Source organism: Roseibium album (assembly GCF_965233825.1).
Lineage (GTDB): Bacteria > Pseudomonadota > Alphaproteobacteria > Rhizobiales > Stappiaceae > Roseibium > Roseibium album.
Genome location: NZ_OZ247583.1, coordinates 6154424 through 6168700 on the forward strand (window position 1 = coordinate 6154424; position 14277 = coordinate 6168700).

The 14277-nt window shown below is 57.1% G+C and carries 13 protein-coding genes; 10 read left to right on the forward strand and 3 right to left on the reverse strand.

The annotated features are described in order from the left end of the window. Positions 1–178: 178 nt before the first annotated feature. From ACO6TI_RS28315 to ACO6TI_RS28340, 6 genes are all read left to right on the forward strand, one after another. Positions 179–1111: a ribose-phosphate pyrophosphokinase gene (locus tag ACO6TI_RS28315; protein WP_055117838.1), complete on the forward strand. Its 933-nt coding sequence runs from the start codon at positions 179–181 to the stop codon at positions 1109–1111. Between the two features lie 222 nt (positions 1112–1333). After that, complete coding sequence (locus ACO6TI_RS28320) at positions 1334–2341, forward strand: BMP family protein (RefSeq protein ID WP_422383829.1); 1008 nt, start codon at positions 1334–1336, stop codon at positions 2339–2341. 87 nt (positions 2342–2428) lie between these two features. Beyond that, positions 2429–3976, forward strand: a complete 1548-nt coding sequence (locus ACO6TI_RS28325) for an ABC transporter ATP-binding protein (RefSeq protein WP_422383830.1) — start codon at positions 2429–2431, stop codon at positions 3974–3976. Continuing rightward, positions 3973–5055: an ABC transporter permease gene (locus ACO6TI_RS28330; RefSeq protein WP_055117844.1), complete on the forward strand. Its 1083-nt coding sequence runs from the start codon at positions 3973–3975 to the stop codon at positions 5053–5055. Before ACO6TI_RS28325 ends, ACO6TI_RS28330 begins: the two co-directional genes overlap by 4 nt. Further along, complete coding sequence (locus tag ACO6TI_RS28335; RefSeq protein WP_173937371.1) at positions 5052–5996, forward strand: ABC transporter permease; 945 nt, start codon at positions 5052–5054, stop codon at positions 5994–5996. Before ACO6TI_RS28330 ends, ACO6TI_RS28335 begins: the two co-directional genes overlap by 4 nt. 11 nt (positions 5997–6007) lie before the next feature. Then, on the forward strand, positions 6008–7300 hold the full coding sequence (locus ACO6TI_RS28340) for an amidohydrolase family protein (RefSeq protein WP_422383831.1): 1293 nt from the start codon (positions 6008–6010) through the stop codon (positions 7298–7300). A gap of 50 nt (positions 7301–7350) precedes the next feature. Here ACO6TI_RS28340 and ACO6TI_RS28345 read toward each other — a convergent pair whose 3' ends face one another. The 3 genes from ACO6TI_RS28345 to ACO6TI_RS28355 all read right to left on the reverse strand — a co-directional run bounded on the left by ACO6TI_RS28345 (position 7351) and on the right by ACO6TI_RS28355 (position 11080). Beyond that, positions 7351–9477 (reverse strand): methyl-accepting chemotaxis protein, encoded by a 2127-nt coding sequence (locus ACO6TI_RS28345; RefSeq protein WP_422383832.1) that lies wholly within the window; start codon positions 9475–9477, stop codon positions 7351–7353. 52 nt (positions 9478–9529) lie between these two features. Further along, positions 9530–10102, reverse strand: a complete 573-nt coding sequence (locus tag ACO6TI_RS28350; protein ID WP_104703887.1) for a hypothetical protein — start codon at positions 10100–10102, stop codon at positions 9530–9532. A gap of 219 nt (positions 10103–10321) precedes the next feature. Continuing rightward, positions 10322–11080: a hypothetical protein gene (locus tag ACO6TI_RS28355; protein WP_197000174.1), complete on the reverse strand. Its 759-nt coding sequence runs from the start codon at positions 11078–11080 to the stop codon at positions 10322–10324. A gap of 89 nt (positions 11081–11169) precedes the next feature. Between ACO6TI_RS28355 and ACO6TI_RS28360 the strand changes: the two genes are divergently transcribed. The 4 genes from ACO6TI_RS28360 to pth all read left to right on the forward strand — a co-directional run bounded on the left by ACO6TI_RS28360 (position 11170) and on the right by pth (position 14093). Next, positions 11170–11721, forward strand: a complete 552-nt coding sequence (locus ACO6TI_RS28360) for a MarR family winged helix-turn-helix transcriptional regulator (protein WP_422383833.1) — start codon at positions 11170–11172, stop codon at positions 11719–11721. Positions 11722–11734: 13 nt separating this feature from the next. Further along, complete coding sequence (locus ACO6TI_RS28365) at positions 11735–12421, forward strand: MOSC domain-containing protein (RefSeq protein WP_422383834.1); 687 nt, start codon at positions 11735–11737, stop codon at positions 12419–12421. Positions 12422–12605: 184 nt separating this feature from the next. Further along, positions 12606–13247 (forward strand): 50S ribosomal protein L25/general stress protein Ctc, encoded by a 642-nt coding sequence (locus ACO6TI_RS28370; protein ID WP_055117858.1) that lies wholly within the window; start codon positions 12606–12608, stop codon positions 13245–13247. A 105-nt stretch (positions 13248–13352) separates the two neighbouring features. After that, on the forward strand, positions 13353–14093 hold the full coding sequence (gene pth / locus ACO6TI_RS28375) for an aminoacyl-tRNA hydrolase (RefSeq protein WP_422385342.1): 741 nt from the start codon (positions 13353–13355) through the stop codon (positions 14091–14093). The last annotated feature ends 184 nt before the right edge of the window (positions 14094–14277 follow it).

The following is a 14277-nucleotide window of genomic DNA, read 5'->3' on the forward strand; positions in this document are numbered from 1 at the left end:
TGAAAGCCTATCACCTGTTGTGGTCCGGTTGCTTGGTTGTTACAACGCCGCCGCCTGCCGGGGGTACTTCGACATACCTCATGGCTCCCGGCACTTGACACGACCTAGGCCTTTTCCGTGTGTCTGCAGGGTATGTCTACCTGCACACCCGGTGTCGCACCAGAAGGACTTGCGGCTTATGAAGATCGTCGCGGGCAATTCCAACCGAGCCCTGGCTGAGGAAATCTCCAATTATTTGGACGCTCCACTGGCCAAATGCCAGGTCCGGCGCTTTGCCGACCAGGAAATCTTCGTGGAAATTCAGGAAAACGTACGCGGCGAGGATGTATTCGTCGTACAGCCGACCAGCTACCCGGCCAACGATCACCTGATGGAACTTCTTATCATCATCGATGCATTGCGCCGCTCCTCGGCGCGTCGCATCACGGCGGTGATACCGTATTTCGGCTATGCCCGCCAGGACCGGCGGGCCTCCGGCCGAACTCCGATTTCGGCGAAGCTGGTGGCCAATCTGATCACCGAAGCCGGCGCTGACCGCGTTTTGACCCTGGATCTCCACGCCGGACAGATCCAGGGTTTTTTCGATATACCGACCGACAACCTGTTTGCAGCGCCTGTCATGACGCGCGACATCAAGGAACGATACGCCACTGACAACGTCATGGTTGTTTCGCCGGATGTAGGGGGCGTTGTCCGGGCGCGCGCGCTTGCCAAGCGGATTGAAGCGCCACTCTCCATCGTCGACAAACGTCGCGACAAGCCTGGAGAATCGGAAGTCATGAACATCATCGGTGATGTCAACGGCTACGATTGCATCCTTGTCGACGACATAGTCGATAGCGGCGGCACGCTTTGCAATGCAGCTGAAGCGCTGCTTGCAAAAGGCGCAGAATCGGTAACCGCCTACATCACCCATGGCGTTTTGTCGGGTGGAGCCGTGGCGCGCGTGACTTCTTCAAAGCTGAAAGAGCTCGTCATTACCAACTCGATCGAGCCGACAGCCGCGATAACGGCAGCGGCAAATATCCGTACGATATCGATCGCACCGCTCATGGGAGAAGCGATCAACCGGACCGCTCTGGAGAAATCGGTTTCCAGTCTTTTCAACTGAGACTGGTCCCTGAAAGCAAAAACGTCGGCCCCGCCGGCGTTTTTTTTGCGCTGTCGCGCTCAACAGCTAACTGACAACAATTTCAGCTTTTTTCACTCTGCATGCCTTCAAAAATTTTTCCAATTGTTCAAAAAATCAGCGTTGCACCCCTCTGCACAGCTTGTGAGCACGCATATTTTGTGATCCACTTCTCTGGTAAAAAGAACCTTCCAGGGGATAAAAATGCTCGTTTCAAGACCTTTTTCCAGGGTGCGCAGGACCCTGTTGGCAGCCGCGTTGGCTGTCACGGCGACCACCGCACTTCCGCATGTTTCGGCCCTGGCGGCCGACCCGATCAAAGTGGCTGCGATCTACACTGTACCGGTTGAACAACAATGGGTCAGCCGGATCGACAAGGCGTTGAAAGCTGCCCAGGACCGTGGAGAAATCACGTATACATTTTCCGAAAACGTCGCCAACACCGACTATGAACGGGTGATGCGCGAATATGCCGAGCAAGGCATGGATCTTGTGGTCGGTGAAGCCTTTGCAGTTGAACGCGCCGCACGCAAGGTCGCCGCCGAATATCCCGACACCGCCTTCCTGATGGGGTCGTCCTTCGGCCCTGCCAAACCGAATTTTGCTGTCTTCGACAACTGGATCCATGAACCGAGTTATCTGTCCGGCATGATCGCCGGTTCCAGCACCAAGTCCAATGTGATCGGCATGGTCGGCGGATATGCCATTCCGGAAGTCAACCGACTGATGAACGCATTCATGGAAGGCGCGACCTCGGTCAATCCGGACGTCAAGTTCCTCGTGACCTTCATCAATTCCTGGTACGACCCGCCCAAGGCCAAGGAAGCTGCCTTTGCCATGGTCGACAAGGGAGCCGATATTCTCTACGCGGAACGCTTTGGCGTATCCGATGCCGCCAAGGAAAAGGAAATCCTGGCGATCGGCAACGTGATCGACACTGCAGGCGACTATCCGGGAACCATTCTGTCCTCCGCCCTGTGGCACATGGAGCCGACCATAGACCGGGCGGTTACAGCGGTCGTCGATGGCAGTTTCGAGCCGGCCGACTATGGTCCGTTCAGCTTCATGTCCTATGGCGGCGGCAGCTTCGTCGTTGACGAAGGTCTGGCGGACGCCGACGCGGTTTCCGCGGCAAAGGCAAAAGAGCAGGAAATCCTTGACGGTCTGTTCCGCGTCAACGTGAACGACAGCGAGCCCAAGTCAACGATGTAGTGGTTTCGTCCGGCGGCCCTTGGCCGCCGGCACCACCCTGCCCTGTGCCGCATCTGCGGCCCCAAGAACACAATTCCGGAGGTCCGCATGACGGGACCCACGCAGGAGGCAGACGTCGTCCTCAGGTTGGACGGTATCACCAAGCGCTTCGGCATGCTCACGGCAAACGGCGACGTTTCGCTCGATCTGAAGCAAGGAGAAATCCTTGCCCTGCTAGGTGAAAACGGCGCAGGAAAGACCACCTTGATGAACATCCTGTTCGGTCACTATGTGGCCGACGAAGGGAAGGTTCTCGTCGATCAGAGCGGAACCGGGTTGAGCGAACTGGAGCCCGGATCTCCTCATGCGGCACTCGAATCGGGCATCGGCATGGTTCACCAGCATTTTACGCTGGCGGAAAATCTGAGTGCGCTCGACAACATCATTCTGGGCACCGAGAAACTGATATCGTTGACCTCGGCGCGCGCACCTGCCCGAAAAAAGCTGGCAGAACTGATCACGCGCTCCGGTCTTGATGTCCCTCTTGATGCCCGAATTTCCCAATTGTCGGTGGGTGAAAAACAACGCGTGGAAATTCTGAAGGCACTCTACCGCGATGCCCGCGTGCTCGTGCTTGACGAACCGACAGCCGTGCTGACCCCGCAAGAATCGGACACGCTGTTCGCGACACTGAAGAAACTTTCGGCGGACGGTCTCGCCATCATATTCATTTCCCACAAGCTCGCAGAGGTGATGGCATCGTCGCACCGCGTCGCCGTTCTTCGCGGTGGGCGCAAGGTAGCAGACCTGCCAACCGCGGAATGCGATCTGAGGAAACTGGCCGAACTCATGGTCGGTCACGAAATCGTCGAAACAGTACGCGATGCCGGATCACCGGGTGCTCCATTGCTCGCGCTCCAGAACATTTCGGTCGGCGATGGTCGCGACGCCCTTCACCAGGTCGATCTCGTCTTGCGTTCCGGCGAAATTCTGGGAATAGCGGGTGTATCCGGAAATGGTCAGACAACGCTCGCCCGTGTCATCTCGGGACTGGAGCCACCCGCTTCGGGAACCATCTCCATGGAAGGAGACGACAGGACGGATGCGAACGCGCGAGCGGTGATTAACAACGGACTCGCACGCATTCCCGAAGACCGTCACCGGGACGGCATTGTCGGACCGATGAGCGTGTCCGAAAACCTGGCCATCGAATCCATTCGCAAGCCTGAAAACCAGCGCTTTGGTCTTCTCCGCTTTTCTGCGATGCGCGAAAAGGCACGCAATCTGATCAAGGCCTACGACATTCGATGTCAGGGTGAAGACAGCCCTGCCCGGCTTCTGTCCGGCGGCAACATACAAAAGATCGTCCTGGCACGAACTCTTGATCCCGAGCCAAAGGTTGTTCTGGCGGCCCAACCCTCGCGCGGTCTCGATGTCGGTGCGACCTCGGACGTGCACAAGCGTCTTCTGGCGGCACGCGCACGAGGTGCCGGCGTTATCCTGATCTCAGAGGATCTGGATGAACTCATGCGTCTTTCAGACCGCATTGCCGTCATCCATCGCGGACATCTTTCCAGCGCTGAGGAGACCGAAACGCTCGACCGGGGAACGCTCGGATTGAGAATGGCCGGCCAAGGTGGGGAACAAGCCGCATGATACGATTTGAACCACGAGGACCCGTTTCCGTTTCCCGGATGCTGGCCGTTTCACTTGCCGCGGCGTTTGCCGCGCTTGTTCTGGCCGCCATTCCCATGGCGTTTGCCGGACTCTCCGCATTTAACGCCTATAGCCTCATGGCAAAGGGGGCTTTCGGATCCCTGTTCGCCTTTACGGAAATGCTGACCCGGGCAACTCCGCTCATTCTGACGGGTCTTGCTGCCGCTGTTGCCTTCCGGGCAAAGCTTTGGAACATCGGCGCAGAAGGACAGCTTTACGCTGGCGCACTTGCAGCCGTGGCTGTTGGCACCGGTGCCATTTCCGCTCCAGCCTACCTTCTCATACCCATGGTCGCACTTGCCGGAGCTCTTGCCGGAGGCCTTGTCATGCTTGGGCCAACGCTGCTGAAAACCCGGCTTGGAGTCGACGAGGTCGTCACCACACTTCTTCTGAATTTCATCATCCTGCTCTTCGTTCAAATGATGCTGGAAGGCCCGATGCAAGACCCGATGGGCATGGGATGGCCTCAGTCTGAACCCATCCTGGATGAAGCCGCACTGCCGAAACTTCTGGACCGAATGCGGATACACTGGGGTCTTGTCGTCGCGCTCGCCGCGGCACTCGGCGTGTATTTCCTGTTGAAACGAACGGTATGGGGCTTTGAGATCAGGGCGGTCGGTGAAAACGCCGCCGCTGCCCGTCACGCCGGCATTCCGGTTACCGCCACCTTTGTTCGAGTGGGTCTTCTTTCTGGCGCTCTCGCCGGACTGGCAGGCGTTGGTGAGGTTGCCGGCCTCAAGGGGTATCTGACCGCCGACCTGTCGCCCGGTTTCGGGTATTCGGGCATCGTGGTGGCCATGCTTGCCGGCCTCTCCCCGATCGGGGTTGTCTTTGCGGCCCTGTTCATTGCCAGCATCTTCGTCGGCGCCGATTCAATGTCCCGGGCAACAGGGGTATCCAACTATCTGGCCGACCTGATCGTTGCCATGGCATTGCTGTGCGTATTGGTGTCAGGCCTGTTTCTTCGCTTCAAGGTGAGGTTCATCGGCGCTCCATCGACAAGGGAGATCGCCAAATGATCGAGATTTTCGAAATTCTCCTTTCTGCAAATTTCTGGGCGGCCGCATTGCGCATTGCAACGCCGCTGATCTTCGGTGTGATCGGAGCGCTCATTTGCGAACGCGCCGGAGTGCTCAACCTCGGCATTGAGGGTATTTTCACAGCAGGCGCGATGGCCGGCTGGATGGCAGTCTGGCTCGGAGCGGGATTGTGGGGCGGCGTCCTGGTCGCCGCTTTTGCCGGGGCCGTCTTCGGGCTGATCCATGCAATCCTGACGGTACCGCTCGGCCTGTCGCAGCATGTCTCGGGGATCGGGGTCACGCTCTTTGCAACATCGCTCAGTTACTTCATCTACAGGACCGCGCTTCCCGATGTCTCATCGCCCCCGCGGATCGAAGCCTTTCAGCCTCTGGATATTCCAGTGCTGAGTGAGCTGCCGTTCATCGGACCTGCCTTGTTTCAGCAGACACCACTGACATTCCTGGCACTTTTCCTGGTTTTGGCAACGGCCTACCTGCTGTACCGCACGCCGCTCGGCCTGGCGATCCAGGCGGTCGGTGACAATCCGTCTGCAGTTGAATCACAGGGGCTGTCCGTCTATGCCGTTCGCATGGGAACAGTGGTCGCCGGATCAGCTGTCATGGCCCTCGGCGGTGCCTTTTTGACCATGTCTGCGTTCGACGCATTCTTTTTCGGAATGGTCAATGGCCGTGGCTGGATCTGCATCGCGCTCACCGTTTTTGCATCATGGCGTCCGGGCAAAGCACTCATCGGCGCTCTCCTGTTCGGCGCATTCGACGCCTTTCAGGTTAGGTTGCAAACGGAAGTCGGCAGTTTCATACCCGGGCAGCTGTTTCTCATGATGCCTTATATCCTCTCGATCGCCGCGCTGATTTTCGTCGCAAGACGTGCCGACTATCCAAGAGCACTGCTTGTTCCCTATTTCCGTGGCCAACGCTGAGACAAGATCCGATGAGCTTTGATCTTATTGTTAAGAACGCAAATCTGCCGAACGGCGCAACCGACGTCGACATTGCGTGCCGGAACGGCATTATCGAAGCTGTTGAGGCCGGAATAAGCGCAGACGCAGAGCGGGTCATCGATGCGGAAGGCAAGCTCGTCTCCCCTCCCTTCATCGACAGTCATTTTCACATGGACGCCACGCTGTCGCTCGGCTTGCCACGCATGAACCGAAGCGGAACCCTGCTGGAAGGTATCGCTCTTTGGGGAGAACTGAAGGAAATCCTGACAGTCGAAGCGGTCATTGAAAGGGCACTGAAATATTGCGACCTTGCCGTTTCGCAAGGGTTACTGGCGATCCGGACCCATGTAGACGTCTGTGACGACCGGCTGACCGGCGTGAAGGGTCTGCTGGAGGTTCGCGAGAAAGTCAGGGATTATATTGACCTGCAATTGGTCGCCTTCCCGCAGGACGGCCTTTACCGATCTGCCAATGCGGAAAAGAACCTCCTGAAGGCACTCGACCTGGGCGTCGACATTGTCGGCGGCATACCTCACTTCGAGCGGACAATGGACGATGGTGCCAGATCGGTCGCGAGGCTTTGCGAAATTGCGGCCGAACGCGGATTGATGGTCGACATGCATTGCGACGAGACGGACGACCCCATGTCGCGCCATATCGAAACGCTTGCCTTTGAGACACAGCGGTTGGGGCTTCAGGGACGTGTTGCCGGCTCGCACCTGACGTCCATGCATTCAATGGACAACTACTATGTGTCCAAACTGCTGCCGCTGATTGCCGAAGCTGGGGTTCACGCAATTGCAAACCCTCTCATCAATATCACTCTGCAGGGCCGCCATGACACCTATCCCAGGCGAAGGGGGCAGACACGCGTCCCCGAGCTGCGCTCATATGGCGTCAACGTTGCCTTCGGGCACGACTGTGTCATGGATCCCTGGTACTCGATGGGGTCGGCAGACATGCTTGAAGTCGCCTCGATGGGTCTTCATGTCGCTCAAATGACCAGTCGAGACGACATTCGCTACTGCTATGAATGCGTCACGTCCCATCCGGCCAAAGCCATGGGGCTCGAAGGATACGGGATTGAAAAAGGCTGCAAGGCAGATTTTGTCGTGCTTCAGGCCCGAGACACAATCGAGGCAATTCGCCTCAAGGCCACACGTCTCAATGTCGTAAAAAGCGGCAGGGTCATTGCTTCTACACCAGCCCGGCAGACCGAGTTGTCACTTCAGGATCGACCATCCATGGTTGATCCGAGCAGCTATGCACCAAATGAAAACTGATTTGATGGGGATGTGCCGGGTCGCCCGGCACATCCGGTAGGGCATTGCGCCTAGGCGGCGGCCACCGCCTTCAGGAACCGGTCAACGGTTTCACGCAGGTCCGTGGTGCGCGTGTTGACGTCGGTCGATGCATTGAGCACCTGAACTGCCGAGGAACTGGTCACCTGTGCTTTTTCGGAAATCGTGACGATTGTCTGCGCGACTTCCTGGGTTCCTCTGGCTGCGTCCTGTACATTGCCGGAAATCTCGTTCGTTGCAGCGCCCTGCTGTTCGACCGCGGCAGCGATTGTACCGGTGTATTCGTCGACCTGGCTCATCGTCTCGGTAATCCCGGCGATGGAGGAAACGGCCTCCTTGGTCGCGGCCTGTACCTCACCGATCTGACCTTCGATCTCTTCCGTTGCCTTGGCTGTTTGCGTTGCAAGTTCCTTGACTTCGGAAGCCACCACGGCAAACCCGCGTCCGGCCTCTCCCGCCCGCGCAGCTTCAATGGTCGCGTTTAGCGCAAGCAGATTGGTCTGCTCAGCAATCGCCGAGATCAGGTTGACCACATCACCGATCCGTTGCGCTGCCTCGGCAAGCCCTTCGATCTTGGTGTTCGTCTGCACCGCGGCCTGCGACGCGTCGCGCACGATTTCGGTCGTCGACTGCACCTGCCGGCGAATTTCCTGGATTGACGCGGATAGTTCTTCCGAGGCTGAAGCAACGGTCTGAACATTGGTCGACGCAGCTTCAGAGGCACTGGAGGCGCTCGAGGCTTCGCCTGCGGTTTCATCCGCGACCCCGTTGAGGTCTTCGGCTGCCACCCGCATCTGTTCGCTGTTGCTGTAGACCGCATCAAGCATCTGGGTCACTTCGGACCTGAATTCTGAAATCAGGCCGGCAACGGCGTTTGCCTGTCGCTCCTGCTCGAAAGACGTTTCTTTTTGTTCCGTTTCAAGCCGTTCCCGCTCCTGCGCATTTTCGCGGAATATGCGGACGGAGCCCGCCATTTCCGAAATTTCGTCACGGGTCGATTGAGCAGGCACGTCGACGCTTGTGTCGCCTCCGGCAAGCTTGTTCATGATTTCACTCAGGGTCGAAATTCGACCCGACAGGCTGCGCGCCATCACAAGCCCGATCACGCATGCCAGCACGGCGCAGACGATCGCGATCGCAAAAATCCAGAACTGAAGCGTCGTCAAGGGGGCCAGCACCTCGCCGGCTCCCTGTACGACGACAACTGCATATTGCTGGCCGAATGCCGTAACAGGGACAATCGCGGCAAAGACATCGCGGCCGTTGAAATCGGCCAAACGTGTGAATGTGCTTTCCCCTCCCATGGAGGAGAGAATCTCGGGCGCTGCAAATTGGTCGCTCAGAAGTTCCGATACCTCCGGGGAGCGAAGACTGTCATTCATGACAAGACCGCTCTTGTTGATCAGCAACGTTTCACCGGTGTCACCCAGTCCCGAAAACTTGCCGAGCAATGCGGTGACCTCTTTCGTCGGGGCCTCGTAGACCACCATGCCGATTGTCTTGGAACCAACAGAAATGGGCGCGGCGAGGAAACCCGTGGGTTCGTTGCCGCGTCCCAGGTAGTGAGCCGGATCGTAGGCCAGCATCGCTTCGTGACCACCTGTGACGATCTTGCCGTAAGCGTCTGCCAGCGGTGTGTTCTGCCACGCTTCGGACTTGAGGTTCACACCGAAGTCGCTCAGTTTGCGCGCACTGTAGATGACGTCGCCATTCAAGTTCACGAGCAGGAGATCGGGAAACCGGTTGGCATCGGCAAAGTCCCGAAGCGGCGTGTGATGCTTCGCATGGGCCTTGTCATAGGGTTTTCTTCCCGCCTTGACGAGCTGGTCCCGCTCTTCGATCGGGTGCGGGTTGTCGCTGACATAGATCTTTGTCAGCATGGCGGACGCCTTGTCCTTGTATTTCGCCCAGGCTGTGTCAAAGGCGCTGTAGGCGGCGCGAAGCGTCTTGCCCTGAACGTGGCCTTCGATTGTTCTGTGCTTTCCCTGATAAAGTTCCAGCAAACTGTCGCGGCGGCTTTCCGCGAGCGCCATCAAACGTTGTTCAGCCTGTCCGCGAACCGTATCCGCACTCGAAACGTAACTGGCAATGCCTACACCGGCAGAGCAGAGAAGCGCTATGCCAAGGACCAGCGCCGGAAGTTTTGCCGCAACTTTCACAGAATTCTCCAGGGGTTTGCGGGAAGGCGACGCCCTCCCGCGTGTTTCGCAATCAGAGGTTTTCGACGTTTACGCCGAATGTAACTGCACCGATTGCTTCGCCGCTGGCCGGGTCGACGACAGTTACGCTGACCTGGCTCTGCAGGGTCTGGGTACTGTCGTCTTCTTCCAGCTCGCTGATGTGAACCGCACCTTTGCCGGCAGAATATGTATCCTTCCACTTGGCTTCGTCACCTTGCCAGTAGTCCGAGGTGACATCGCTCTGGCCGACATTCAGGCCCTTGCCGTCCATGACGAAAATCTCTGTGAAGAGGCCATCGCTGCCTTCCTGGACTTCGGCCAGATAACCAGACAGGGGCTTGTCAAGAATGGCATCGATCATAGGCTGGTCGACGGCCTCCGCTTCAGCGCGCCAGGTCTTGTCCAGTTCGTCGATCTTTGCCTGATCGAAAGAACCTGTCTCGCCGTTTTGAGCCTTTATAGCTGCGACAACTTCGCTGGAAGACGCAATTTCCGCGATCTTTCCGGTAGCCAGCGTTTTGAGCTCGCTTTCAAATTCGTTTGCGGATGCGGCGCCTGCGAACAGAAAGCCGATTGCGGTGGCGGTATGAAGAAGGTGTTTCATTGACTACTCCCAAGTTTCTTGTCTCGGGAAATGCTGGCTCGTGCGCATTAAAATTCTATGTATGGATTATTGTTTTCTTGAAACAACTGTACAGAAAGTCAGAAAAAATGAGATATACTGACAATTTACACAATAGAATTTACTTTTATTCTCTATCTATGATTGCAAAATACAATCATTGATGAAAAAGGGCGCGAACGCCCTTTTTAGGTGCATGCCCTAATTCACGCTTCCGGGCAGGCTGAGATCGCCTGACGCAACGTCAAAAACATTCACGACACAAAGCAGAGGCGCGTGAACGTTCTGGTTGACGCGGAGAGCAGATGTAACCCCGTCATATGACATGCCTTCCACCGATACGCCATCGTCGAAAGAAACATTGATCGTAATTTCAGGTCCCTCAAGAACGGGCGAAAATCCGGGGCTGTCAATATAGAGCGGAAGACCGGGCCAGGTCGCAGGCATTTTCGGCGCGGCGCCATCCGGAATGTCCTGTACGGACAAGGAGCCCTCTCCGCAGCTTTCGTTGGGAGCAAGAACCACCCAGTGCGAATGCCACCTGGCACCGTCATTGGCGACATCACCGTCACCGTCTTCATCATAGAGCGGTGTGTCGTCGAAATCCGGATGACTGGTCGCGACAAGTGCCAGGATACCCTCGCCTCCCTCGAACCCGACGCTTTCCGGCGGCAACGATGTCGGCCAGACATAAGCCTCGACAGGCGCTCCGGCCAGTTGACCGGCAGCCTGCGGTATCGTTCCCCCGGCCGACCCTTTGAGGGTCATGTGAAATGTCACGACCCGGCCCTTGCGGTGAACATGGGCGGCCAGGATGTCGTAGTTCGGATCTATGTCGCCTTTTTCGCTCGACAGGACAGCGCCGTCCTGATGCAGCGCCTGATGATCGTGGTCACCGCCTGCAAGAGCGACTGCCGGCATTCCGGCAAGAAGCAAACCACCAAGAAATGTTTTCAGCATGAGTGATACTCCCTGTTTCAAGAATATCACCTTAATAGTAGCGAGTCGAAACTATTGCAAGTTTAATTTCGACTCGCTACATTTCGCACATGAGTGAGCACAAAAATTCACAGGTGATCCGGGATCTGATTGATCGGCTCTCGCGATTGAATGCGGCTGAAGACTGGAATGGCCCGTTGAACCCGTCGCAATTCGCAGCGCTGTCTTACCTGGCGCGTGCCAACAGATTTTCGCGCGCACCTTCTCATGTCGCCGAGTACCTCGTGACGACGCGGGGAACCGCGTCCCAAACCCTGAAGGCACTCGCGCGCAAGGGTCTGATTTGCGAATCGAGATCAGTGACAGACAAACGCAGCATTCGATACGATGTGACTGACCTTGGCAAAGACATGATGAAGGCCCCATCCGGGCTGGCGAATGTCATCGACGATCTCCCGGACGAAATCGTGAATGGCCTGACGGGATCGCTCAAGACCCTCGTCCGGGAGATCTTGAAGACCCGGAAAGGCAGGTCTTTCGGCCTCTGCAGGACTTGTGCGCACCACAGGAAAAGAGGCAACGAAGCCTATTGCAATCTTCTTGATGTACCGCTCGCGCCCGCCGATGCGAACGAGATCTGTCACGAACACATAGCCGCCTAGGAAATCCATCAACATGAACACAACTGCAACAATACTCGGCCTGTTTCAGGGCATGCCGCAACAGCGCTGGGAGGGGAAGGCACCTTCTGCGATCCACAAGACGCGGACTGAAACACCGGTGGAAGTGACCCTTACCGGTCTATCGGGCGACCGGCAGGCAGACACGGAAGTTCATGGCGGACCGGAAAAAGCGCTCCATATATACCCGTCCGAGCACTACGCGCACTGGTTCCAGGAATTTCCTGAAACCACACAGACCTTTCATTCCGGTGGTTTTGGCGAAAACATCTCGAGTTCCGGGTTCACCGAGGAGGATCTTTGCATCGGCGACATTCTGGCAGCCGGGTCGGTTCGGCTGCAGGTCGCACAGGGTCGCCAGCCGTGCTGGAAGCTCAATCTTCACACCGGCAATCCGGCCATGGCGGCGTCGTTTCAGAAAACCGGCAGGACGGGATGGTACTTCAGGGTGCTGGAAACCGGAAAAATTGCGGCGGGAGACGATTTGAGACTTGTCGAGCGCCCTTGCCCGGAGTGGAACCTGATGGACGTCATCCTGGCGCGCTTCAATCCGCGACTGGATCCGGACATCGCCTTGGCGTTGTCAAGACTGGACCAGTTGGCGGAACCGTGGCGCGCCTCCTTTGCAAAAAAGGCCGGTCCGGGCTATCAGGAAGACACGTCCCGCCGCCTGAAAGGTTAGACTGGAGGTCGCGCGGACCGCCGCCTGAATTGCACCGGCTCTTGCATCGCCTTTCCTTTTCCGCTATACGCGCGCTCGCGCCTGCACCCCTGGAGGAGGCGCTTCTGGACCGATCCCGGACAACTCAAGTCTTTCCGATACGGTGGTTCGCCGGTCCGATATCATACACTCAAGGAGTTTTGCCATGGCTGCCAGCTATGAGCTGAAGGCGTCGGCACGGGACCGGGTGGGCAAGGGGGCCGCACGGGCACTGCGTCGCGAAGGCCTTCTACCTGCCGTAATCTACGGCGACAAGAAACCCGCCCTGCCGATCACTATTCCGGTGAAAGAAACCACGCTCACCCTGCACAAGGGCGGTTTCACCGCACAGATCGGCGTCATCGATATCGACGGTAAGAAGCATCAGGTTATCGCGAAAGACTATCAGCTGCACCCGGTGCGCGATGATGTTCTTCACGTTGACTTTCTGCGTGTCGCGAAAGGCGCGACGCTCACGGTCGAAATTCCGGTACAATTCCTCAATGAAGAAGATTGCCCGGGCCTGAAGAAGGGTGGTGTTCTGAACATCGTTCGCCACACCGTCGAAGTGACGGTTCCTGCGGATGCAATTCCGGAAGCTTTCGAACTCGACCTTGCCAATGCCGAACCGGGCGACAGCCTGCACATTTCCGCAATTCAGTTGCCGGAAGGCTGCCAACCGACGATTACCGATCGCGATTTCACCATCGCAACGATCGCTGCTCCGGCGGGCATGAAGGAAGAAGAAGAAGACGAAGGTGCAGCCACCGAAGAGGAAGCTGTGGAAGAAGAAGCTGCAAGCGAGTAAGCTTCTGCTTCGACTGGAACCATTCAGGAGGCGGTTTCCGCCTTCTGACCCAGGCAGCCGCTCGCGGCTGCCTTTTCGTTTCAAGCATGATCTCGAAGGTGGATGATGAAACTGATCGTCGGACTTGGCAATCCAGGCGCCAAATATGCCGGCAACAGGCACAACATCGGCTTCATGGCCGTTGACGAGATTCATCGCCGTCACTCCGGATTCCAGCCCTGGCGAGCCCGTTTTCAAGGCCAGGTTTCCGAGGGACGTCTTGGTTCCGAAAAGGTCCTGCTCCTCAAGCCATCGACCTATATGAACGAATCCGGCCGCTCAATCGGCGAAGCGATGCGCTTCTACAAGGTCGAACCGGAAGACATCGTCGTTCTCTATGACGAGCTTGATCTGCCTCCGGCCAGGTTCCGGATGAAAAAGGGCGGCGGCCATGGTGGCCACAATGGTCTGAGATCACTCACGGCCCATATCGGTGCGGACTATCGCAGGCTCCGCCTCGGCATCGGTCATCCAGGTGACAAGAAGCTGGTTTCCAACTATGTGCTCGGTGATTTCTCAAAATCGGACAAGGATTGGCTCGACCCGCTTCTGACAAACATCGCCGATCATGCCGGTCTCCTTGCTGAGGGGAAGGACAGCCAGTTCGCCAACAAGCTGACCCTTGCACTGGAGCCGGACAAGGCTCGACGTGCGGAAAAGGGCGACAAGCCGAAATCCGACGACGCAAAATCCGGCAAAGCCAGAGGCCAAAGCCACATCCGACAGGCGCGGCAACAAAAAACCCCCGATATTCCCAAGTCCGGCCCCATGGCGGACATGCTGAAAAAGCTGCTGGGCGGCGGCTAGCCACAGGCAGCAAGCGTCTTGTCGCTTGGTAAAAAATACAACTTTAGAGGGAATAAAAAGTGTGATTCGCGTCACAAAATCGACACGACTTATCTGGAATGCTATACTTCACTTCATGGTAATTCGGGAGAGATGCAATGTTCAGATCTCTAATTATTATAGCAATTTCAATCACTTTCACCAA

What these genes read in the sequence shown, in the direction of transcription:
- ACO6TI_RS28315 (WP_055117838.1), top strand. Translation starts at nt 179, where the DNA reads ATGAAGATCGTCGCGGGCAATTCCAACCGAGCCCTGGCTGAGGAAATC.
- ACO6TI_RS28320 (WP_422383829.1), top strand. Translation starts at nt 1,334, where the DNA reads ATGCTCGTTTCAAGACCTTTTTCCAGGGTGCGCAGGACCCTGTTGGCA.
- ACO6TI_RS28325 (WP_422383830.1), top strand. Translation starts at nt 2,429, where the DNA reads ATGACGGGACCCACGCAGGAGGCAGACGTCGTCCTCAGGTTGGACGGT.
- ACO6TI_RS28330 (WP_055117844.1), top strand. Translation starts at nt 3,973, where the DNA reads ATGATACGATTTGAACCACGAGGACCCGTTTCCGTTTCCCGGATGCTG.
- ACO6TI_RS28335 (WP_173937371.1), top strand. Translation starts at nt 5,052, where the DNA reads ATGATCGAGATTTTCGAAATTCTCCTTTCTGCAAATTTCTGGGCGGCC.
- ACO6TI_RS28340 (WP_422383831.1), top strand. Translation starts at nt 6,008, where the DNA reads ATGAGCTTTGATCTTATTGTTAAGAACGCAAATCTGCCGAACGGCGCA.
- ACO6TI_RS28350 (WP_104703887.1), bottom strand. Translation starts at nt 10,102, where the DNA reads ATGAAACACCTTCTTCATACCGCCACCGCAATCGGCTTTCTGTTCGCA.
- ACO6TI_RS28355 (WP_197000174.1), bottom strand. Translation starts at nt 11,080, where the DNA reads ATGCTGAAAACATTTCTTGGTGGTTTGCTTCTTGCCGGAATGCCGGCA.
- ACO6TI_RS28360 (WP_422383833.1), top strand. Translation starts at nt 11,170, where the DNA reads ATGAGTGAGCACAAAAATTCACAGGTGATCCGGGATCTGATTGATCGG.
- ACO6TI_RS28365 (WP_422383834.1), top strand. Translation starts at nt 11,735, where the DNA reads ATGAACACAACTGCAACAATACTCGGCCTGTTTCAGGGCATGCCGCAA.
- ACO6TI_RS28370 (WP_055117858.1), top strand. Translation starts at nt 12,606, where the DNA reads ATGGCTGCCAGCTATGAGCTGAAGGCGTCGGCACGGGACCGGGTGGGC.
- pth (WP_422385342.1), top strand. Translation starts at nt 13,353, where the DNA reads ATGAAACTGATCGTCGGACTTGGCAATCCAGGCGCCAAATATGCCGGC.